Origin of the sequence: Paeniglutamicibacter antarcticus, assembly GCF_039544305.1 — a bacterium.
GTDB classification, from domain to species: domain Bacteria; phylum Actinomycetota; class Actinomycetes; order Actinomycetales; family Micrococcaceae; genus Paeniglutamicibacter; species Paeniglutamicibacter antarcticus_C.
In genome coordinates this window covers 16,830-38,593 of sequence record NZ_BAABLK010000009.1, presented here as the reverse complement: position 1 = coordinate 38,593, position 21,764 = coordinate 16,830, and the positions used below count along the sequence as shown (strand labels likewise).

Genomic DNA, 21,764 nt, shown 5'->3' with positions numbered 1-21,764 from the left:
GCGTACGCGGGCGTGCCCGCTGTCGGCCATGTGCCGGGACGCCAAGTGCTCAAGGAAGGTCCCGCACCGATATGCGGGGTCCAGCAACTGGCCCGTGGGATGATTCGCGCTCCGGTGACGAATACCGACCGGAGGATCCAGGCAGGGAAATCAGTCGACGCCGGGCGACTTGGCGCCGGGGCCTCCGGAAAGCGGAAAGGCTGCCACCGCATGGTCCTGGACGAATGACTTGCCAATAATTGCGCGCGCAACCGAGCCCAGGAAAGTGAGAAGTGCAGGCAACAGGGGGGAGGGTTGTTGGCGCATTCCCTGCAGCATTGCTGTCTCCGTTTTTGTGTGGGGTGCCTCGCGGTCATTGAACCAGGTCCGTATTTATTCTGACACGCTTTTACGGCGCCTTGCATCGTTCCTTCGCCCGTGCGCTGGCCGGGAGCACCGGATGCGGGTTGGGAGAGGGAGCGGTGGAAGACGCCAGAGGGGTGGGAAGGCTAGTTCTTGGCACCCTTTTCGATGAACAGGCATTCGGCCGGCTTGTGGCCGGTGGAGGAATTGCTTGATTCACTCTTTCCATCAATGGTGATGTCGCAGGAAATGTCGCCGGTGCCGCCATCGGCGTACTTGCCCAGCACCAGGATCTTGGTGAAGGTTGTATCCGCCGGAAGCGTCAGGTCCTTGGTGAACGGCAGGGTTTCCTTGACCATCTTTCCGCCGGTCTTCTTGCCGTTGTGCGTGATGACCAGGGTCTTTACCAGGGCGTTGCTCTTGGCGCCCTTGACCTCAAGGGTGACTTTTCGTTCTGCTGCAGCACTGCTGGATTCCGCGGTGGCCTTCGTGCTGGCGGCGGGAGAGCTTGCCGCCGGGGTGGTTTCCGGAGCGGCGGTGGCGCTAGCCGACTCGGTAACGGTCGCGGTGGCTGTCGGCGCGGCCTCGTCGGTGGAACAGCCGGCCAAGCCAAGGCCGAGGAGCCCGATGGAAGCCACGGCGCCCACACGGAAAACGACAGTCTTGGCTGGTTTGTTCATGAAAATCATTTATCCATCATTGCACTAAGCCTCCCCGCTCAAAATAGGCCAGATTCTCCTGGAAGCGCTTTTCGGGGTCGTCGCCGCGTCCCCGGGAGGCTGAAGTTCTTGGTTGGCAGCCGTCGAATTCGTTGAAATGACGCACGAGGCAGGGCTTTCCGGTTCGCACCTCCGGCCGTTGATCAGGCAACCACGGCGGCGCGTCCGTTGCTCGGGCCCATGGCCGAGGTCACTGTTGGCGCAAGGCAAACTCATGCTTTGCGATCCCCGGCTGCCATCGATGAGAGGGCCGGACGCTGGCGTCCGATCGAACTTTTGATTCGGGGCCATTCGCGGTCGGCCAGGTCCAGGCGCAGCTCGCGCCCGCGGGGCCGGCGCTGATGGTCCTGCGGTGAAGAATGGATCTTTTCGCCCACCGCCGCATGCATGGGGGAGCTGGGCCTGGGGGTGGGTTCACATTGTTCTACGCGGTTGGTGTTCACGAATCGCGAATGCGGCGAATCCTGGCCTATTTTCATTGCCGTAACTCTACGATGCGAAATGTTCTTCCAAAAAAGCCGGAAATAACGTGGTGGCCTGCATTAAGGCCTCCGGGGGTGGGGGATCCGTGGGCGTCGTGTGCTTTACGCTGCCAAGGATCGGGTATGCCTGTAGCGCCGACGGAGAAGATTCTCCCTTGACAGTGACAGGGACCACTCGCTAAAGTTCTCATAAAGCAATATTCATATTCCACATCATGGAAACTGACCTTTAGGAGCCGATGATGGCCTACACCGTGAACTGTTCGATACTCTTCAGCGAATTGCCAGTTCTTGAGCGCGCAGCAGCAGCCAAGGCCGCTGGCTTTGATGGCGTCGAGTTCTGGTGGCCCTTTGGCGTTGCAGTCCCGAGCGAGAATGAAGTCGACGCGTTCGTCGCCTCCATCAAGGACGCCGGGGTAAAGCTCGACGGGCTGAACTTCTTCGCAGGCGACATGCCGGCGGGAGATCGCGGACTCGTTTCCTGGAAGGGCCGCTGCTCGGAGTTCAAGGACAACATCGCAGTGGTTGCCGCCATCGGCGAAGCCACCGGATGCAAGTCCTTCAACGCTCTCTACGGCAACCGCCAGGAAGAGCACACCCCCGAGGAACAGGACGAGTTGGCGCTCAAGAACCTGCTCGCCGCCACCGAAGGCGTCGCCTCGATCGGCGGCACCGTGCTCATCGAGCCGGTCTCCGGAACCCTGGCCTACCCGCTGAAGACCGCCGCCGACGCACTGGCGGTTGTCAACAAGGTCAAGGCAGCAGGCGGCCAGAACGTCGCACTGCTCGCCGATTTCTACCACATGGCGGTCAACGGCGACGATGTTGCCGCAGTGATTGAACAGCACGCACCGGAATTCGGCCACATCCAGATCGCCGACGCACCGGGTCGCCGTGCGCCGGGCACCGGAACCCTGCCGCTGGGCGAGTGGATCGCCCGCTCCCGCGAACTCGGCTACAAGGGCAGCATCGCCCTGGAGTACAAGCAGGAACGTGAAACGGCGTTCGACTGGTTGATCCGCGAAAACGCCTAAGTCTTTCCTCCCCGCAACGACCCCCACATTCTTCAGGAGCTGAACATGTCGAACAACCAGAACATTGCTTTCATCGGACTCGGGATCATGGGCCTTCCCATGGCCATCAACCTGACCAAGGCCGGATTCAAGGTCACGGGCTACAACCGCAGCCCGGAAAGCGTCCAGAAGCTCGTCGCCGCCGGCGGCACGGGGGCCGCAAACATCCAAGAGGCCGTCGCCGGCGCCGACGTTATCGTCACCATGGTTCCGGACTCCGCGGACGTCGAAGGCGTTGTCACCGGAGAAGCCGGTGCCTTCGCACACGCCAAGGAAGGCGCACTGTGGATCGATTTCTCCTCGATCCGCCCGGATGTTGCAGCACAGCTTTCCACCGAAGCCCGCGCCAAGGGCATTCGCCCGCTTGACGCCCCGGTTTCCGGCGGCGAAGCTGGTGCCGTCGGTGGAGTCCTCTCCATCATGGTCGGCGGCGAGGCAAGCGACTTTGCCGCCGCCGAGGCAGTGTTCAACGGCGTTGGCAAGACCATCGTCCACGTGGGACCCTCGGGTTCGGGCCAGACCGTCAAGGCAGCCAACCAGCTCATCGTTGCAGCCAACATCCAGGCCTTGAGCGAAGCCGTCGTCTTCCTGGAAGCCTACGGCGTCGACACCGACGCAGCACTGAGGGTCCTCGGCGGCGGCTTGGCCGGCTCCAAGGTCCTTGACCAGAAGGGCCAGAAGATCCTTGACCGTTCCTTCGAGCCCGGCTTCCGCCTGGCCCTGCACCACAAGGACATGGGCATCGTGACCTCCGCAGCCCGCGAAGCAGGCGTTATCCTGCCGCTGGGTGCATTGGTTGCCCAGCTGGTCGCCTCCACCGTCGCAAGCGGTGACGGTGCACTTGACCACTCGGGCCTGTTCCGCGGCGTCGAGCGCCTCTCGGGCAAGTCCGAGGTTGCGGCACTCTCCGCTTCCTAATGTTTCGGTGCTCCCCCGCATGGGGGAGCATCAGCCAAACTCGGTCGCCGGCATTCGTTCCCTGATGCGTGTCGGCGTCCGTAAGACTTTTTTGAACTCTTGATTCACCCATTTTTCCCGGACGACCGCCCGCTTCCATAGCGCCGGAGCCGGATAGCAAGCTTAAGGAAGAGCACTCATGACCAAGATGCGCGCTGTAGACGCTATTGCCCTGATTCTGGAAAAGGAAGGCGCCACCGAGGCGTTCGGCCTTCCCGGTGCCGCGATCAACCCGCTGTACTCGGCCATGAAGGCCCACGGCGGAATCCGCCACACGCTGGCCCGCCACGTTGAGGGCGCAAGCCACATGGCCGATGGCTACTCGCGTGCAACCGGCAAGATCGGGCTGTGCCTAGGCACCTCCGGTCCCGCCGGCACCGACATGATCACCGGGCTGTACGCCGCGATCGCCGACTCGATCCCGATGCTCTGCATCACCGGACAGGCGCCGACCGACAAGCTGCACAAGGAAGACTTCCAGGCCGTGGACATCGAGTCCATCGCCAAGCCGGTCACCAAGTACGCCGTGACCATCCTGGAGCCGGGCCTGGTTCCGGGCACCTTCGCCAAGGCCTTCCAGATCATGCGTTCGGCACGTCCGGGCCCGGTCCTGCTTGACCTGCCGATCAACGTGCAGATGGCAGAGATCGAATTCGACATCGACGCCTACGAGCCGCTGAAGGCCGACAAGCCGGCAGCAACACGTGGCCAGATTGACAAGGTCTTGGACATGCTCGTCGCGGCTGAACGCCCGATGATCATTGCCGGCGGCGGAGTCATCAACGCCAACGCCTCCGAGCAGCTCGTCGAGCTGGCCGAACTGCTGAACATCCCGGTCACCCCGACCCTGATGGGCTGGGGCGCAATCCCCGATGACCACCGCCTGCAGTCGGGCATGGTGGGCCTGCAGACCCACACCCGCTACGGCAATGTCTCCTTCCTGGCCTCGGACTTCGTCCTTGGTTTGGGCAACCGCTGGGCCAACCGCCACACCGGCGGCCTGGACACCTACCGCAAGGGACGCAAGTTCGTCCACATCGACATCGAAGGCACGCAGATCGGCCGCGTCTTCTCCCCGGATTTGGGAATCATCTCCGACGCCGCAGCGGCAATCGACCTGTTGCTGGAGGTTGCCCGCGAACGCAAGGCCGCCGGAAGCCTGCCGGACTACTCGGCTTGGGCCGATCAGTGCACCGAGCGCAAGTCCACGTTGCACCGCAAGACCAACTTCGAGAACATCCCGATCAAGCCGCAGCGCGTCTACCAGGAGATGAACAACTTCTTCGGCCGGGACACCACCTACGTCTCGACCATCGGCCTCTCGCAGATCGCCGGTGCGCAGATGCTGCACGTCTACGGCCCGCGCCAGTGGATCAACGCCGGCCAGGCCGGTCCGTTGGGTTGGACCGGACCGGCAGCACTGGGCGTTGCCCGTGCACTGCCGGGCAAGTCAGTCGTTGCCCTCTCGGGTGACTACGACTTCCAGTTCATGATCGAGGAATTGGCCGTCGGTGCGCAGTTCAAGCTGCCGTACATCCACGTCGTGGTCAACAACTCCTACCTGGGTCTGATCCGTCAGTCGCAGCGTCCGTTCGAGATGGACTTCCACGTGTCGCTGGGCTTTGAGAACATCAACTCCCCGGAGACCAACGGCTACGGTGTTGACCACCTCAAGGTCGCCGAGGGGCTGGGTTGCAAGGCAGTGCGCGTGACCGATCCCTCCAAGCTCGCCGAGGGCTTCGCCCAGGCACAGGCCCTGATGGAAGAGCACCAGGTGCCGGTTGTCGTCGAGGTCATCCTCGAGCGCATCACCAACATCTCCATGGGTGCCGAACTTGACGCAGTCAACGAGTTCGAGGACCTGGCCGAAGCAGCCGAGGACGCACCCAGCGCCGTGGCACCGATGGGCACCAAGGCCGGTCTTCCGGTCGGCGCCAACGTCTAAGAAAGAAAAACCAACACCATGCTGGTAGTCATCGCCTCCGATAAATTCAAGGGATCGCTCACCGGGGCCCAGGTCGCCGAAGCCATCGAGGCCGGCCTGCGCCGTGAGCTTCCTCAGCTGCGCACCCGCGTTGTGCCCGTCGCCGACGGCGGCGAGGGCACGCTGAGCGCCGCCCTTGAAGTGGGCTTCGCCGCCCAGGAACTGAGCGTCAGTGGTCCCACCGGGAAACCGGTGACCGGCGCGATCGGGCTGCGCGAGAAGATTGCGGTTGTCGAATTGGCGACGGCCTCTGGACTTGACCTGCTTCCGGGCGGGGCCAAGGACGCGCTGGGGGCTACCAGCTTTGGTACCGGAGAACTCATTGGTGCTGCATTCGACGCCGGGGCACGAGAAATCGTCCTCGGCGTCGGGGGTAGTGCATGCACCGATGGCGGAGCAGGAATGCTCCAAGCACTTGGAGCCCGGCTGCTTGACGCAGCGGGCAACGAGTTGCCACGCGGCGGCGGGGCCCTGGAATTGCTCGATAGCGTGGATTTGAACGGGCTTGATCCGCGCATCGCCAAGAGCACCATGGTCCTCGCCGCTGACGTGGACAATCCACTGACCGGCACCAACGGCGCCGCAGCGGTCTTTGGCCCGCAAAAGGGCGCAAGGCCCGAAGACGTCGCGCAGCTGGACGCCGCACTAACAAACTTTGCCCGCGTGCTCGGCCAGGTCCTGGACGCCGAGGAAGTTGCGGGGCATGCCGCGGCCCCGGGCGCAGGCGCCGCCGGCGGCGTGGGATTCGCCGCACTTGCCGTGTTGGGCGCCACCCGGCGCCGCGGGATCGACGTGGTCCTGGAACTCACCGGGTTGGAAGAGGCCCTTGAGGGCGCCACCGCTGTGATCACCGGCGAAGGCAGCCTCGACAGCCAGTCGCTGGAAGGCAAGACACCGATCGGTGTCGCCGAAATGGCCGCAAAGCACCAGATCCCCGCGTTCGCGATTTGTGGACGCACGCTGCTCAGTTCCGCGGAACTTTCCGCCGCAGGGTTCGCCGGAGTGCGGACACTGGCGGAACTGGAGCCCGATGTGCATCGTTCAATGAACAACGCAGCATCCCTGGTGGCCGATGCCGCCGCGAGCATCGCGCGCACCCTTCAGCCAGCACGGGTTTAGGCCACGACACTCTCTGTGGCTAAATAGGCATACGGATAGTCAACAACGTAAGGAACGCACAACCCATGAGCAACATCGAGTCCACCGAGGCAACGACGCCAGGGGCACAGAGCACTCAGTCCAACGCCAACGACTACGACTTGGTGATCCGCGGCGCGCGGATCATGACCTCGGCTGGCACCGTGGCCCGCGAGATCGGCGTCCGTGACGGCAAGGTCGTGGCCATCGAACCGTTGGGCAACGCCCTGTCCGCCACCGAGGTCATCGAGCTCACCGACGACGAGGTGCTGATACCGGGTCTGGTGGACACCCACGTACACGTCAACGAGCCCGGCCGCACCGAGTGGGAAGGCTTCGAATCCGCCACCAAGGCCGCGGCCGCCGGCGGCGTGACAACCATCGTAGATATGCCGCTGAACTCGATCCCCCCGACGGTGAACTTCGAGGCCCTGGAGCTCAAGCAGGATGCGGCACGGCCCAAGGCATTCGTTGATGTCGGTTTCTGGGGCGGCGCGATTCCGGGCAACAAGCCTGATCTGCGCAAGCTGCACGACGCGGGTGTTTTTGGGTTCAAGTGCTTCCTGCTCCACTCGGGCGTCGAGGAATTCCCGTACCTTGAGCCGGACGAGATGGAAGAGGACATGACCGAGCTGGTCTCCTTCGACTCGCTGATGCTGGTCCACGCCGAGGACTCGCGCGCCATCGACCGTGCCCCGAACGCCGAGGGCGACCAGTACGGCCGTTTCCTGGCCTCGCGTCCCCGCGGTGCCGAGAACGTCGCGGTGGCCGAGGTCATCGAACGCGCCCGCTGGACCGGTGTGCGCGCCCACATCCTGCACCTCTCCTCTTCCGACGCCCTGGCCATGATCGCCTCGGCCAAGCGCGACGGCGTGAAGCTGACCGTGGAGACCTGCCCGCACTACCTCACGCTGCTGGCCGAGGAGATTCCCAACGGTGCCACCGCGTTCAAGTGCTGCCCGCCGATCCGCGAAGCCTCGAACCGCGAGCTGCTCTGGAAGGGCTTGGAAGACGGCGTCATCGACTCCATCGTCTCGGACCACTCGCCCTCGACAGTGGATCTGAAGGACGTCGAGAACGGCGACTTCGGTGTGGCTTGGGGCGGCGTCGCTTCGCTGCAGCTGGGGCTTCCGCTGATCTGGACCGAGGCCAAGCGCCGCGGCATCTCCTTGGAGAGGGTTCTGGGCTGGATGGCCAAGCGCCCGGCGGAAATCGCCGGATTGCACCACAAGGGTGAAATCGCGTTGGGCAACGACGCCGACTTCACCTTCTTCGGTCCCGAGGACAGCTTTGTGGTCGACGTGAAGCGCTTGCACCACAAGAACCCGATTTCCCCGTATCAGGGCAAGGCGCTGGCCGGCACCGTCCGGCGCACCTTCGTTCGCGGTGTCGAGGTCGACTTCAAGACCCCGCACGGCAACCTGATTCGTCGCGGCGAGGCCTAACCCTCCGCCGCACCTGCTTCCGGGCCGCCTTGGCGCCGCGCTTTGCCCCAACGCTCTCTTTGGTCAGTGATCACGTTGGTTCCAAGCGCAGGCTGCCACGGCGGTCCGGTTTTTTAATGCCGGAGCAGTAACCATGGCTTTATCTAAGCGTTTGATTATAGGCTGGTGCCGGGCGTGGTTTCGCGCCGAGGAGGAATCGCGCGCCAGGGGGACTTGCGCGCACCGGGGGGGGGGCAGCGGGCATGGGTTGGAAGCGGGTCAACGTACTGGGCGCGGGACTAACCGGCGTGCTTACCGCTTCGATCCTGGTCGCTCGGTCCGCCCGGGACACCGGCGGTTTCGAGGAATTCCGCATGGTCAACATCGTATTGTTGATCGGCTTCAGCTTCGCGGTGCTCGTCGCGGTGGGTTGCGCACTGGGAATGAGGCTCCTGCGTCTGTCTTGCGGTCGGACCTGCCTCATGGCTGTGCTGCTGGCCTGGGCGCTTTCGCCTCCCGTGGCGGCCTGGATCAACATGGGCGGGCCCAGTGCCGAGGCGTTCGAACCGGCACTCGTGTATTGGGCTTGGGCAGCCCTTCCCGCGTTGGCCTACGTAGGGTCCATCGGGATGCTGGGCTTTTTCGGCCCACAGCGTCCACCGGATGCCTCTTCTCCCCTGTGACACCCACCCGTGTTTGCCGACGGAGATGGGCCATGGTGTTGCCTCAGTAGTGGCTAGCCGGTTGTGGATTCAGGCGTACCGGCGGGCAGCTGGCTCTAGGCGTGCTTGAGCCGTGAGGCACGCCAGTAGCTGGAGACCTTGATCCGACGCTGGTCCAGGTCCCAGTGGGTCAGCAGGCGACGGATGTCTTGGGTCGCCGAACGTTCCCCCAGTGCCAGGATCTCCACCTGTCCATGGACCGCGGGTAGTTCCCGCAGCGAATTGGCCAGCACCTTGGAAGTGGCAGAAGGTTCCTCACCGCGGTGGATCCATGACAGGGTCATCTTCGCTGGAAGCTCGATTTCCTGGTGGTCCTCCGCGCCGTTGACCTCGAGAAAGACCTTGCCCAGGGAATTGCGCGGGAGCATTTCCAGTGCCGCGGAGATCGCCGGAATCGCTGATTCGTCCCCGAGGTAGAGGTGCTGTTCGGCGCTGGCGTCCGGACGGAAATTCCCCTTGGGGCGGGAAATCACCATGAGGTCCCCGGGCTTCGCCCCCGCAGCCCAGGCAGAGGCCACCCCGTTGATCTGGTGGATGAAGAAGTCGATGGATATTTCCCGGGCCACCGTGTCATGCCGACGGATCGTATATGAGCGGGAAACCGGAAGGTCCTCGCGGGCCAGCAGTGCGCGAAGCGAACGCATTTCATAGGGAGGCACAAGGCCCAGGGAGGGGTTGGCGAAGTGCAACTTGACGTGCTGGTCGGCTGCTCCGTTGGATTCGAAGTCCGCAAAGCCCTCGCCCCCGGCAATGATCCGCACCATGGAGCGGCTGAGCCATTCGGTGCCCAACACCTCAAGCACGACCTGGGAACCGGAGGTGCGGATGCGGGGCGACTGGTCGACGTCGAAGAGCAAACCGGGCAAGGCGGTTGGAGGGACAGTGCTTGACCTCGGGAGGGGTGCCGGCGCGGTGGGAACGGGCATGCGGGCCGCAGCCTTGCGCAGGGCCTTGGTGGCAGCGGCGTATGCAGCCCGGCCTCCGGCCTTCTCCGCATCCCTTAGTGTTGCCTCGCGCAGCGCTTTGGAGAGCTTGACTCCGCCATGCTTGGCCGCGCGTTTGAGTTTCTTCTTCGCGGCCTTCCGCCCGGCCCTGCGGCCCGATTCCACGGCAGCCTCGAACACCTCGGCGTGTTCGGTGGCAAGTGCCAAGGTCTTCTCGTCGGGATCACTGTATTGCCTGGCCTGTGACATCTCGACTCTCCTTTCGGGCGTGCGGGTTCTTGCGCCATGCCTCTTGTCCTTGAGTCTGGCCTGAGCGCGGCACAGTTACAAGCAAGGGCCCGGTTGGCACGGCCGGCGTGGCGGGCTCCGGCGGAAAACGGGGTGCACGACCGATGAAGATCCAGGGCCCCTGGCCCGGGGAACGGCTTTGCGCCCGGATACGAGAATGGTCCCGACCCGGGGCGACATGCACCGGGACGGGACCACCATGGGGGATGGATCAAACTCAGAGGGGTGATTCGTTCAGCTTCGCCAACAGGTCGGTGAACCGGCGGACCTCGTCGATGTCCCAGTCGGCAAGCCGGTCATGGAGCACGCGCCGTGCCCGGGAGACCGTCGCATCAAAGCGTCCGCGTGCCTGCTCGGTCATCGAGACCAGCATGGCCCGGCCATCGCTTGGATCGATGCTCCGCTCCACGAGCCCAAACTGTTCGAGCTGCTTGATCGTCCGGCTCATCAACGCCTTGTCCACCTCCATCTCCTCGGCCACGCAGCCCTGCTGCCGTGCGCCGTCGCGCCAGATGATCGCCAGCACCTTATACCCGATGGGCGAAAGCTGCGGGTCGATGGCCGCGGCCCGTGCCCGCAGGCTGTTGCGCGCGTTGACGAACATCGTCGCGAACTGACCTTCGACCTCGTCGATCAGCCCGCCAAGGGAAGCGTTTTCGGTTTGAGTCGCGGGGCGGAGAATGAATGGATCAGCCACGGTGCCCATGTCAGTGACGCGCCGAGGTGTTCTCGGTATCCAGACGCGGTGTCGCCGCGATGGCTGCCTCGCTGACTTCTGCGAGGTTCACCTCGACCGCCACGGATTCCACGGGCTCGGCTTGCGCAGTGGCGTTGGTCTGTTCGCGTTGGTGGCGGGTCTGGTTGCCCAGCTCAAGGTTCGGCAGGAATGCGACGGCCAGGATGGTCAGGATGCTCAACGGAGCCGCAACCATGAAGACGTATGCGACGGCGTCGCCGTAGGAGGACTCGATGATCGAGCGAACCGAATCCGGCAGTCCGTGCACCGCGGGGATGTTGCCCGAGGCAAGCGAGGCGGCCAAGTCCTTGCCTTGGTCTCCCAAGGCGGCGATTGCGGTGCGCAGTTCGCCGGCCTTGGAACCGAGGGTCTCCGCGACCTGGGTGGCCATCAACGCACCGAGGACCGAGACGCCCATGGTGCCGCCGAGTGAGCGGAAGAAGGCGATTCCCGATGAGGCAACCCCGATCTCGGCTGGTGTGACAGCGTTCTGCACGATCAGCACCAGGTTCTGCATGACCATGCCCAGACCGGCACCGAGGATGAACATGTAGGTGGAGACCAGCACGAAGTTGGTGTCGTAGTGGATGGTACCCAGTAGGTAGAGACCTGCGAGCTGAAGGACCGAACCGGTGACCATGATCATCTTCCACTTGCCGAAACGGGAGATCAAGGCGCCGCCGATGGTGGATAGGACCAGGAGGCCGGCCATCATCGGGATGGTCATGAGCCCGGATTCGGTGGCGTTGGCCCCGCGGGCCAGCTGCATGTACTGGGCCAGGAACACCGAGGTGCCGAACATCGATACGCCCACGGAGATCGAGGCGATGACCGAAAGGGTGAAGGTGCGGTTCTTGAACATCGACAGCGGGATGATCGGCTCGGAGACCTTGAACTCCACGATCACGAAGGTCGCAAGGATCGCCAGTGCGCCTCCGGCCATCCAGGCGGTGGTTGCCGAGGCCCACTCGAACTGGTTCCCAGCAAGCGAGACCCAGATCAGCAGCAGCGAGACACCGGCGGAAAGCAGCACGATGCCGGCATAGTCGATGGAGACCTTGCGCTTGCTCTGGGCCGGCAGGTGCAGGGTCTTCTGGATCAGGAAGATGGCCAGGGCGGCGAAGGGCAGGGCAATGAAGAAGTTCCAGCGCCAGTTGATGGTGTCGGTGATGAACCCGCCGATCAGTGGTCCGCCGACGGTGCCCAGGGCCATGACGGCGCCAAAGAGCCCCATGTACTTGCCGCGCTCACGCGGGGAAATGATGTCTGCCATGACGATCTGGGTCAGCGAGGTCAGGCCGCCGGCGCCGAGGCCCTGGAAGACGCGCATGGTGATGAGCATCGTGGTGTCCTGCGAGAACCCGGCGATCGCCGAGGCAATGACGAAGATCAGCAACGAGAGCTGCAACAGCAGCTTGCGGTTGGAGATGTCGGCTAGCTTGCCCCAGATGGGTGTGGAAACGGTGGTGGCCAGCAAGGTGGCGGTGACAACCCAGGTGTAGGAGGACTGGCTGCCGTCGAGGTCGGAGATGATGACCGGTAGTGAGGTGGACACGACGGTGCCGGCGAGGATCGAGACGAACATTCCCATGAGCAGGCCGGTCAGTGATTGCATCACCTGCCGGTGGGTCATTCCCGACTCGGAGAGCTCGGGTTTCACCTTCGTGGTGGCGGATTTCTGGGACAAAAGCTGAACTCCAAAACAGAATATAAGTGGTTGATTGATATCAACTATATGGAATTGGTTGTCTTTACGCAACTATCTGTCGTGTGATCCTTAGCAACTTTTCCCGTGCCGTGGGTGCATCGCGACCCCAGCGCCCCCCGCGACCCCTGCCCTGGGGCGCCGCGACGGGGGATCGGGGTGCAGGGGACGCCGGTTCGATTGTTTGGCCGGGCGCTCTGGTTTGACACCGTTTCGCCCGCGGTGGGAGCATCGAAACGTGAACCTGTCAGACAGCCGAATAACCGGGTCGTTGCCGATCGTGAGAATGAGCGCCGCGGAGGCGGTCTTTACCTCCCTGCGCAAGGCAATCGAGTCCGGGGAACCATCCGTGGGCAGCAAACTCGGTTCCGAAGCGGTGCTTTCGGCCCAATATGCCGTCAGCCGTTCGGTCATACGCGAGGCACTGCGCTCCTGCGCGGCGCTCGGGCTCACGCAAACCCAGACCGGCAAGGGCACCTTCGTGATCTCCGCCCGCCCCAGCAGCGACCTGGTCCTTGGCTCGTTTTCGGCCCGCAGCCTGATGGAGGCACGCCCGCACATCGAGGTCCCCGCTGCCCAGTTCGCTGCAACCCGCGCCAGCGCCTCGCAGCGCAAGGAACTGAACGGCATCGTCGAGGAAATGGAAACCGAGAACGACCACGAAGCTTGGGTCAGGCTTGATGCGGCATTCCACGCCACGATTGCCCGCTCCAGTGGCAACGAGGTTTTTGAGCAGGTGGTTAACGACATTCGCGGAGCCATGGTCAACCAGTCCGAGACCATCAACCTGATCACCGGCCGGCAAAACCCCTCACACCAGGAGCACCGCGCGATCCTTGCGGCCATTGAAGCCGGCGACGGCGCCGCGGCGGGCCGCGCCATGGCCAAGCACCTTGAAGCCGTCGACGAAGCACTGACCCTGATCCTTGGAGCCGAAAAAGCATGAAACCGGAGAACTTCCCCGCCCATTCACCGCTCGCTGTGCAAACCCGCGGGGAAATGGTCGAAAGCGTCCACTTCGGTTCCCTCGTGGCTCTGGGCACGAACGGCGAAACCGTCCTTGGCCGCGGGGAGCCCGAAGCCCTCATATATCCGCGGTCGGCACTGAAGCCACTCTTCGCCGTGGCACTGGTGCGTGCCGGGCTCGATCTGCCGGCCGATCAACTCGCCCTGGCATCCGCCAGCCACTCCGGGGCCCGTGCACACCAGGACCTGGCCGCCAAGATCCTCGCCGAGTCGGGCCTTGAACCTTCGGCGCTGCGCAATTCGACTGATCTGCCCTACGGGCCCAACGAACGTGAGGCATGGATCCGGGAGGGCAAAAAACCGTCCCGGCTGGCCCAAAACTGCTCGGGAAAGCATGCGGCCATGCTTGCCGCGTGCGTGCTCAACGACTGGCCGCTGGAAACCTATCTTCAACACGAGCACCCGTTGCCCACGCTGATCCGCGAGGTCGTCACCGAGCTGACCGGCGAGCCGATCACCACCACCAGCACCGACGGATGCGGCACGGAGGTCTTTGCGCTCTCCCTTCCCGGCATGGCCAGGTCCTTCCAGGTGATGGTCACCGCCCCGGCAGGCAGTCCCGAACACCGGGTCGCCGCTGCCATGCGTGCCTATCCTGAACTGGTCGCCGGTTCCGGGCGAGATGTCACCGGCCTCATGCGTGCGGTGCCCGGGCTGCTGGCCAAGGACGGTTTCGAGGGGATCCAGGTCATTGCGCTGTCCGATGGATCCGCCGTAGCACTCAAGGTTTCCGATGGCGGGGACAGGGCGCGCATGCCCTCCGCCGTCCCCGCATTACTGGCACTGGGTGTGGATGCAAGGAGCTTGCAGGAATTCAACAATCTCCCGGTTCTTGGCGGTGGCCATCCGGTGGGCACCCTCTCCGGGATCCCGTTGGGATAAAACCACTCACCGTTCATACCCAACCAGCGCCGATGCCGCACTTGGCCGCGCCCGACAAACCCGCTTGAAGCACACATTCCCCGAGGAGAAACATGTCCGAATCCATCGCCACCTTGCTGGCCCCGGCACCATCATTGGTACGCAGCGAACACGACCTGATTGGCGATCGTGATATTCCCGTTGACGCATATTGGGGCGTACACACCCTGCGGGCGGTGGAGAACTTCCCGATCACCGGGCAGCTGCTGTCCTCGAACACGCACCTGGTCGTGGCGTTGGCGATGGTCAAGCAGGCAGCGGCCCGCGCCAACCGCGAACTTGGCTTGCTTGATGCCCCCCGCGCCTCTGCCATCAGCGCCGCCTGCCAGGAGATCATCGGCGGCCGGCTCCATGACCAGTTCATCGTCGATGTGATCCAAGGCGGGGCTGGAACCTCCTCGAACATGAACGCCAACGAGGTCATCGCCAACCGGGCGCTGGAGCTCATGGGCCACGCCAAGGGCGAGTATCAGTTCCTGCACCCCAACGACCACGTGAACCTGAGCCAATCGACCAACGACGTGTACCCCACGGCGGTCCGTGTCGCCACAATCTTCGCAGCCACCTCGCTGGTTGGTACGATGGAGCACCTTGGAAGGGCTTTTGCGGCCAAGGCCGTGGAGTTCCGCACCGTGGTCAAGATGGGCCGTACGCAGCTGCAGGACGCCGTGCCGATGACCCTGGGCCAGGAATTCAACTCCTACGCCGTCACACTGGGCGAAGATCGTGCCCGGCTGGCCGAGTCCTCCCTGCTCATCCACGAAATCAACCTCGGCGCGACGGCCATCGGCACGGGCCTCAACGCCCCCGTCGGGTACGCCTCGCTGGCCTGCAGCCATTTGGCGCACATCTCCGGTCTGCCGCTGGTAACCGCCTTCGACCTGATCGAGGCCACCTCGGACGTCGGTGCCTTCGTGCACCTCTCCGGCGTGCTCAAGCGCGTGGCCGTCAAGCTCTCAAAGATCTGCAACGACCTGCGACTGCTTTCCTCCGGCCCGCGTGCCGGCTTGGGCGAGATCAACCTTCCAGCGGTGCAGTCGGGGTCCTCGATCATGCCCGGCAAGGTCAATCCGGTGATCCCCGAGGTCGTGAACCAGGTTGCCTACGAGGTCATCGGCAACGACGTCACCGTCACGATGGCCGCCGAGAGCGGGCAGCTCCAACTCAACGCCTTCGAACCGATCATCGCGCATAGCCTCACCAAGTCAATGCGCCACCTCCAGGCGGCCTGCATCACGCTTGCCGACAAGTGCGTCATCGGGATCACCGCCCACGAGGACAAGCTGCGCCGCCAGGTGGAGGACTCCATCGGGCTGGTCACCGCGCTGACACTGCAGCTGGGCTATGCCGCATCGACGCAAATAGCCATGGAAGCGCTCACCACCGGGCGCGGGGTGGCGGAACTGGTCCTCGAACACGGGCTGCTGAGCTCGGAACAGCTCAACGAGTTGTTGCGTCCCGAGCGCCTGGCCAACCTTAGCGAGTAGCCCCCCCATGCACCGGACCCGGGCGGCGCCATTCGCGCGCCGCCCGGGTCCCCGGCTGCTGCGGTTGACCGGCCCCGTGCCGGGTATGCCGAACACCCCTTCATGGTCGGCGAACCCCCGCTAGCCGCACGATGTCCCACCCCATCGGGCAGCCGGCTGCCCGATGGGGTGGTGTGGCCGCCACCCGGTCCGGCTGCGGGCCCCCGGGCGGTGCAAGGAGGCAGTCGGATCCCACCGTTGCTTTCGTCGCTGGCTCTGCTAATCTCGCAGCATGAGGTACCAACGGTGCGCCGAATACATCCCCCTCACCCATTTCAATACCGACAACCACGGGCGTGCGCCCGTGGCCATGCGGCCTCGTGGATGCCCGTCGTGAGCACCATGGCGGGCGTTGGGTGGGAAGCCACCGTGCGGGCGACGGAACGCGGCGAAGCCGCAAACCTGGGAGACTGGCGTTATACGGTCCAGCTGGAGCGCGAGGAAGACCGCAAGATGCTGTTGAACAACGTCGTGGGGCTGGTCATCGGGCTGATCGTGGCCACCGCCAGCATCGCTTTTCTGCTCAGGGCACGCCCCGAAGTGCTGGGAATCGTATTTGGCGGAGTGGCGCTAAGTGCGTTGGGGCTGGGGTTCCTGGGCGTCTGCGTCTACCGGCTGCTGTTCGCGCGCCGCCAGGGTTTCAGCGGGATCCTGCTCGGCCATGTCTTCGCCGGGGGTCTGGTCCTTGAGCGCACCAGCGGGGACTGCCATGTGGTTCCGCGTGCCCCGGGAGCCTTGCGCTATGTTTCATGGGACGATGCGGCCGATGAAAGGACGCGGGAGCAGCTTTGGATCACGCTTCCCGATAGGAGGGTGCGGGCAATCGAAACGTGGAATTCCGCGGAATGCCGGGAGTTGGCTCATTTGGCCGCACATTTCGGTTTGCCCGCGGAACCGGAGCCGATTGCTCCGGTCCACTCTGCGGACATCCCTGAACTGCTTTAGCTAGGCGCCGAGCTGCTCGCGCAACCGGGACACGTGGCCATCGGCTGCAACGTTGTATTCGGCGTGGGTGACGCGCCCTTCGCCGTCAACCACGACCGTGCTGCGCAGCGTGCCATTGAATTTCTTGCCGTTGAATTCCTTCTCGCCGAACGAGCCGTAGGCGGTGGCCACGGCGAAGTCGGGATCCGAGAGCAGCGGGAAGTTCAGCGACTCGGCTTCGGTGAAGGAAACCAGCGCTTCGCCCTCGTCGGGGGAGATGCCCACGACCTCGTAGCCGGCGGAGCGCAGCGAGTTCAGGTTGTCGCGGAAGTCGCACGCCTCGGTGGTGCATCCAGGCGTTGCCGCCTTGGGGTAGAAATACACCACGACGTTCTTGCCGGCGTAGTCGCTCAACGAAACCTGTTGTCCCCGGGCATCGGCCAAGGTGAATTGCGGTGCTTGCTCGCCAACGGCCAGCGGTGTTGAAAGGTCAGACATAAGAGACTCCATTCTTTTCCACATAATGATAATTCTTTTTCATCTTATGGGTTGTGAGGTGGATCAACAAGAGGGTGAAGGCGGCCGAAAGCCCCGAATGCGCCACCCGCCTGCCTTCGCCGGCCCGTTCCCTGCCGTGGGGGGGCAGGTGCCTACGAAAGACAAATGCAAGCCTGACCGGTCGTCAAACCGCGGGTGAACGCGTGTAGGGTTTCGAATGCCCGGTAGGCAAGTGCGCGGTTGCCGGCCACAAGGACCAACACACCATCGCCGGCCCCGGGACACAATGCCCCTCCCCATGAGGATAGAGAAGATGCTCGTAAAGCTCATATTGCGACATGCCAAGCCCTACAAGTGGTGGATCGCCGCCGTGCTCTTCTTCCAGCTTGCCACCACGATCGCCACGCTGTTCCTGCCCAGCCTCAACGCGCGAATCATTGACACCGGCGTGGTGAAGGGGGACACCGACTACATCTGGCGCACCGGCGGGGTCATGCTCATCGTCGCCTTCATCCAGGTACTCACCGCGATTGCCGCCGTCTACTTCGGGGCCAAGACGGCCATGGCCATTGGCCGGGACCTGCGCCATGCCGTCTTTGACTCGGTCACCGGATTCTCCGCGCAGGACGTGAACAAGTTCGGTGCCGCGACGCTGATCACCCGTGGCACCAACGACGTGCAGCAGGTGCAGATGCTGGTGCTGATGAGCCTGAACTTCATGGTCTCCGCCCCCATTATGTGCATCGGCGGCATCATCATGGCGTTGCGCGAAGACGTCGGGCTGTCCTGGCTCCTATGGGTCTCCGTTCCCGTGCTGCTGGTGGTGGTTGGCGTGCTGGTCATCATGCTGATGCCGCTCTTCCGCAAGATGCAGGAGCGCATCGACGCGATCAACGGGGTGCTGCGCGAGCAGATCACCGGCATCCGCGTGGTGCGTGCCTTCGTGCGCGAACCCCACGAAACCCAGCGTTTCGAGGATGTCAACGCCAAGCTCACCCGGGTGGGCGTGAAGGTCGGGAACCTGTTCGTGCTGATGTTCCCGCTGATCGGCATGATCCTGCACCTTGCCACCGCCTCCGTCCTGTGGTTCGGTGGACAGCGCGTGGAAACCGGGGCCATGCAGGTCGGCTCGCTGACCGCCTTTCTGCAGTACCTGCTGCAGATCCTCATGGCCGTGATGATGGGTACCTTCATGGCGATGATGATTCCGCGTGCGATCGTCTGCGCCGAGCGCATCGACGAGATCACCACCATGTCACCCACCCTCACCGACCGGCACGAGCGCGTGGCCGAGATGACAGCGCCCGGGACCGTCGAGTTCCGCAACGTGAGCTTCGGCTACCCCGGGGCAGAGTCCCCGGTGCTCAACGACGTCTCCTTCACGGCCCATCGGGGCCAACTGACCGCGATCATCGGGTCCACCGGTTCGGGAAAATCCACCCTGCTGAACCTGATTCCGCGGCTCTATGACGCCACCGAGGGCCAGGTGCTGGTCGGTGGCGCCCCGGTCACCGAACTGACTCGCGCGCAGCTTTCCGGCGCGGTGGGAACTGTCCCGCAGCGCCCCTACCTGTTCTCCGGAACCATCGCGACCAACCTGCGCTTCGGCGCAGATGCGGCGACCGAGGCGGAACTCTGGGACGCGCTGCGTACCGCGCAGGCCGAATCCTTCGTCGCCTCTCGGCAGGGGGCACTGGACTCAAACATCTCCCAGGGCGGCACCAACGTCTCGGGCGGGCAACGCCAACGCCTGTGCATCGCACGGGCGCTTGCCGCACGTCCGCAGATCTACCTCTTCGACGATTCCTTCTCCGCACTGGACGTAGCCACCGATGCTCGTCTGCGCGCCGCATTGAAGGAGTCGACAAGGGACGCCGCGGTGATCATCGTCGCCCAACGCGTCTCAACGATCACCGGGGCCGACCAGATCCTGGTCCTTGACCACGGGGAGATCGTGGATCGCGGAACGCACGATGAACTCCTGGAATCCTCTCGGACCTACCAGGAAATCGTGACGTCCCAGCTGGCAGTGGAGGAGGTGGCCTAGATGGCGAACCGTAGAAACGACGGCGCGACAACGGCCGTGGATGAGATCGAGGAAATCGACGGGTTCGACACCGCCGGGGCCTCCGATGCGTTCGGCGACGCCGTTCCGGTGCGCAAGGCGAAGGCCTTCTGGCCATCGGCCAAGCGACTGGTGGGCCTGCTGGCCCCCGAAAAGCTTGGCATGTCCATCGTCCTGCTCTTCGTCGGCGCCGGCGTGGTGCTGGCCGTCATCGCCCCGAAGATTCTTGGCAAGGCAATGGACGTGATCTTCTCCGGTGCCATCGGGTCCCAGATGCAACCGGGCGTGCCGGTGGAGAAAGTCATCGAGGACTTGCGTGCCTCGGGCCGGAACGACACCGCCGAGATGTTCTCCAGGATGGATCTCATCCCGGGCGCCGGCATCGATTTCGAGCTGTTGAGCCGTTACATCCTGATCGTGCTGGCCATGTACTTCGTTTCCTCGGTGTTCATGTGGATCCAGGGCTGGCTGTTGAACCGTCTGGTGATGCGGGTCATCTACCGGCTGCGCCGCGACGTGGAGGACAAACTGAACAAGCTGCCGCTGAACTACTTCGACACCAGACAGCGAGGGGATCTGCTCAGCCGCGTCACCAACGACGTGGACAATATCCAAAATGCCTTGCAGCAGGCGATCAGCCAGCTGCTCCAGGCCCTGCTCACCGTGGTGGGCATAGTGGTCATGATGTTCATCGTCTCGTGGCAGATGGCGCTGATCGCGTTGATCGCCCTGCCGCTTTCCGCCGTGGCCGCCGGGGTCATCGGCTCCCGCGCCCAGGGACTGTTCACCGCGCAGTGGAAGAACACCGGTGCGCTGAACGGCCAGGTCGAGGAGTCCTTCTCCGGGCACGAGCTGATGAAGGTCTTTGGCCGCGAAGAAGACATGCTGACGCGTTTCCGGGCGAAGAACGAGGAACTCTACAAGGCATCCTTCGGCGCCCAGTTCCTCTCCGGGACGATCTTCCCGGTGATGAACTTCGTTTCCTACCTGGCCTACGTCGGAATCGCGGTTCTCGGTGGCCTGCGCGTCGCCTCCGGGGCGATGTCCTTGGGCGATGCCACCGCTTTCATCCAGTATTCGCGCGAATTCACCGCGCCGTTGGGGCAGATGGCCGGGATGGCCAACATGCTCCAGTCCGGGGTGGCGTCCGCCGAGCGGACCTTCGAGCTGCTGGACGCGCAGGAACAGGACGAAGATGACGTGGGCACATCGCTTCCGGCATGCACCGACGGGCACGTCGAGTTCCAGGACGTCACCTTCTCCTACTCGGATGACAAGGCACTGATCACGGATCTTTCCTTCGAGGCGCACCCGGGACACACCGTTGCCATCGTCGGACCCACCGGGGCGGGGAAGACCACGCTGGTGAACCTGGTGATGCGCTTCTACGAGCTGGATTCCGGGCGGATCCTGCTCGACGGGGTCGATGTCACCACCATTTCCAGGGCGGACCTGCGTTCCAAGGTCGGCATGGTGCTCCAGGACGCCTGGCTCTTTGGCGGAACTATCGCCGAGAATATCCGCTACGGGCGCCTCGATGCGACCGAGGAGGACGTGCTCGACGCAGCCAAGGCCACCTTCGTGGACCGGTTCGTCCGTGCGTTGCCCGCCGGGTACGAGACGGTCATCGACGAGGAAGGCACGAACATCTCCGCCGGGGAGAAGCAGCTGGTCACCATCGCGCGTGCGTTCATCGCCAACCCGTCGCTGCTGATCCTTGATGAGGCCACCTCCTCGGTGGACACCCGCACCGAGTTGCTCGTGCAACAGGCGATGGCCGCATTGCGCAGCGACCGGACCAGCTTCGTGATCGCCCACCGGCTCTCCACGATCCGCGACGCGGACACCATCTTGGTGATGGAAGAGGGAAGGATCGTGGAACAAGGCAGCCACGAGGTGCTGCTGGCGGCCCGTGGGGCATACTATCGGCTCTACACCTCGCAGTTCTCCGGCCCTGCCGAGGACATCGATGCCGAACCCGCCACCGGTGGAACCCCGACACCAGGTCAGGGCGCGGGAGGGTAGCGGGGGAAGGGGCCGGGGTGCCCCCGGGTTTTCCGCACCGGCATCCACATATTGCACGCGATTGCCATGCTGATGTGATCATCCTCCACCTGCGCCCCGGTGCGATCAACGGCGGATTCATCGGCGCGGGCATGTTCCTCGTGATTTTCGGGTACCTGATCACCGCGCAGCTGCTGGGGGATAGGCCAGCCACCGGAACCATCAAGCCGGCCGCCTTCCGGTTCCGGCGCATCCGCCGCTTCCGCGCCGGCCTTCACCGTGCTGCT

At 64.0% G+C, this 21,764-nt stretch carries 18 protein-coding genes; 12 read left to right on the top strand and 6 right to left on the bottom strand.

Going from position 1 to position 21,764, the window contains the following annotated elements; all coding sequences use genetic code 11:
* Positions 1 to 150 precede the first annotated feature (150 nt).
* Both ABEA12_RS02725 and ABEA12_RS02720 read right to left on the bottom strand, forming a co-directional pair.
* On the bottom strand, positions 151 to 306 hold the full coding sequence (locus tag ABEA12_RS02725; RefSeq protein WP_210099348.1) for a hypothetical protein: 156 nt from the start codon (positions 304 to 306) through the stop codon (positions 151 to 153).
* Between the two features lie 182 nt (positions 307 to 488).
* Positions 489 to 1,022, bottom strand: a complete 534-nt coding sequence (locus tag ABEA12_RS02720; protein WP_210099349.1) for a hypothetical protein — start codon at positions 1,020 to 1,022, stop codon at positions 489 to 491.
* Between the two features lie 763 nt (positions 1,023 to 1,785).
* On the opposite strand from ABEA12_RS02720, the gene ABEA12_RS02715 reads away from it, so the two are divergent.
* The 6 genes from ABEA12_RS02715 (at position 1,786) to ABEA12_RS02690 (ending at position 8,801) form a co-directional block, all read left to right on the top strand.
* The gene (locus ABEA12_RS02715; RefSeq protein ID WP_210102405.1) at positions 1,786 to 2,577 is read left to right on the top strand and encodes a hydroxypyruvate isomerase family protein; all 792 of its coding nucleotides are present in this window, start codon (positions 1,786 to 1,788) and stop codon (positions 2,575 to 2,577) included.
* A 45-nt stretch (positions 2,578 to 2,622) separates the two neighbouring features.
* Complete coding sequence (locus ABEA12_RS02710) at positions 2,623 to 3,534, top strand: 2-hydroxy-3-oxopropionate reductase (protein WP_210099350.1); 912 nt, start codon at positions 2,623 to 2,625, stop codon at positions 3,532 to 3,534.
* A gap of 178 nt (positions 3,535 to 3,712) precedes the next feature.
* A complete protein-coding gene (gene gcl, locus ABEA12_RS02705; RefSeq protein WP_210099351.1) occupies positions 3,713 to 5,518 on the top strand; it encodes a glyoxylate carboligase in 1,806 nt (601 codons plus the stop codon).
* A gap of 18 nt (positions 5,519 to 5,536) precedes the next feature.
* Positions 5,537 to 6,676: a glycerate kinase gene (locus tag ABEA12_RS02700; RefSeq protein ID WP_210099352.1), complete on the top strand. Its 1,140-nt coding sequence runs from the start codon at positions 5,537 to 5,539 to the stop codon at positions 6,674 to 6,676.
* Between the two features lie 65 nt (positions 6,677 to 6,741).
* Entirely contained in the window at positions 6,742 to 8,139 is a 1,398-nt protein-coding gene (gene allB, locus ABEA12_RS02695; protein WP_210099353.1) for an allantoinase AllB, read from the top strand.
* A gap of 242 nt (positions 8,140 to 8,381) precedes the next feature.
* Positions 8,382 to 8,801 (top strand): hypothetical protein, encoded by a 420-nt coding sequence (locus tag ABEA12_RS02690; RefSeq protein WP_210099354.1) that lies wholly within the window; start codon positions 8,382 to 8,384, stop codon positions 8,799 to 8,801.
* 95 nt (positions 8,802 to 8,896) lie between these two features.
* Here the strand turns inward: ABEA12_RS02690 and ABEA12_RS02685 are convergent, their stop codons facing one another.
* The 3 genes from ABEA12_RS02685 to ABEA12_RS02675 form a co-directional block, all read right to left on the bottom strand.
* On the bottom strand, positions 8,897 to 10,033 hold the full coding sequence (locus ABEA12_RS02685) for a siderophore-interacting protein (protein WP_210099355.1): 1,137 nt from the start codon (positions 10,031 to 10,033) through the stop codon (positions 8,897 to 8,899).
* Positions 10,034 to 10,289: 256 nt separating this feature from the next.
* Entirely contained in the window at positions 10,290 to 10,769 is a 480-nt protein-coding gene (locus tag ABEA12_RS02680; protein ID WP_210099356.1) for a MarR family winged helix-turn-helix transcriptional regulator, read from the bottom strand.
* Between the two features lie 10 nt (positions 10,770 to 10,779).
* Positions 10,780 to 12,441, bottom strand: coding sequence for an MDR family MFS transporter (locus ABEA12_RS02675; protein ID WP_210102406.1), 1,662 nt, complete (start codon positions 12,439 to 12,441; stop codon positions 10,780 to 10,782).
* Between the two features lie 310 nt (positions 12,442 to 12,751).
* On the opposite strand from ABEA12_RS02675, the gene ABEA12_RS02670 reads away from it, so the two are divergent.
* The 4 genes from ABEA12_RS02670 (at position 12,752) to ABEA12_RS02655 (ending at position 16,931) form a co-directional block, all read left to right on the top strand.
* Positions 12,752 to 13,459, top strand: coding sequence for a FadR/GntR family transcriptional regulator (locus tag ABEA12_RS02670; protein WP_210099357.1), 708 nt, complete (start codon positions 12,752 to 12,754; stop codon positions 13,457 to 13,459).
* Positions 13,456 to 14,421 carry an asparaginase gene (locus ABEA12_RS02665; RefSeq protein ID WP_210099358.1) on the top strand — a complete coding sequence of 322 codons (966 nt, stop codon included), beginning with the start codon at positions 13,456 to 13,458 and terminating at the stop codon, positions 14,419 to 14,421. The genes ABEA12_RS02670 and ABEA12_RS02665 overlap by 4 nt, the downstream gene beginning before the upstream one ends.
* Positions 14,422 to 14,513: 92 nt before the next feature.
* The gene (locus tag ABEA12_RS02660) at positions 14,514 to 15,947 is read left to right on the top strand and encodes an aspartate ammonia-lyase (RefSeq protein ID WP_210099359.1); all 1,434 of its coding nucleotides are present in this window, start codon (positions 14,514 to 14,516) and stop codon (positions 15,945 to 15,947) included.
* A 372-nt stretch (positions 15,948 to 16,319) separates the two neighbouring features.
* Positions 16,320 to 16,931 (top strand): hypothetical protein, encoded by a 612-nt coding sequence (locus ABEA12_RS02655; protein WP_210099360.1) that lies wholly within the window; start codon positions 16,320 to 16,322, stop codon positions 16,929 to 16,931.
* Here ABEA12_RS02655 and bcp read toward each other — a convergent pair whose 3' ends face one another.
* Complete coding sequence (gene bcp, locus ABEA12_RS02650) at positions 16,932 to 17,408, bottom strand: thioredoxin-dependent thiol peroxidase (RefSeq protein WP_345466264.1); 477 nt, start codon at positions 17,406 to 17,408, stop codon at positions 16,932 to 16,934.
* A gap of 313 nt (positions 17,409 to 17,721) precedes the next feature.
* Here bcp and ABEA12_RS02645 point away from each other — a divergent pair, with 313 nt between their 5' ends.
* Positions 17,722 to 19,455, top strand: a complete 1,734-nt coding sequence (locus ABEA12_RS02645) for an ABC transporter ATP-binding protein (protein ID WP_210099362.1) — start codon at positions 17,722 to 17,724, stop codon at positions 19,453 to 19,455.
* Complete coding sequence (locus tag ABEA12_RS02640; RefSeq protein ID WP_210099363.1) at positions 19,456 to 21,498, top strand: ABC transporter ATP-binding protein; 2,043 nt, start codon at positions 19,456 to 19,458, stop codon at positions 21,496 to 21,498.
* Positions 21,499 to 21,764: the final 266 nt, after the last annotated feature.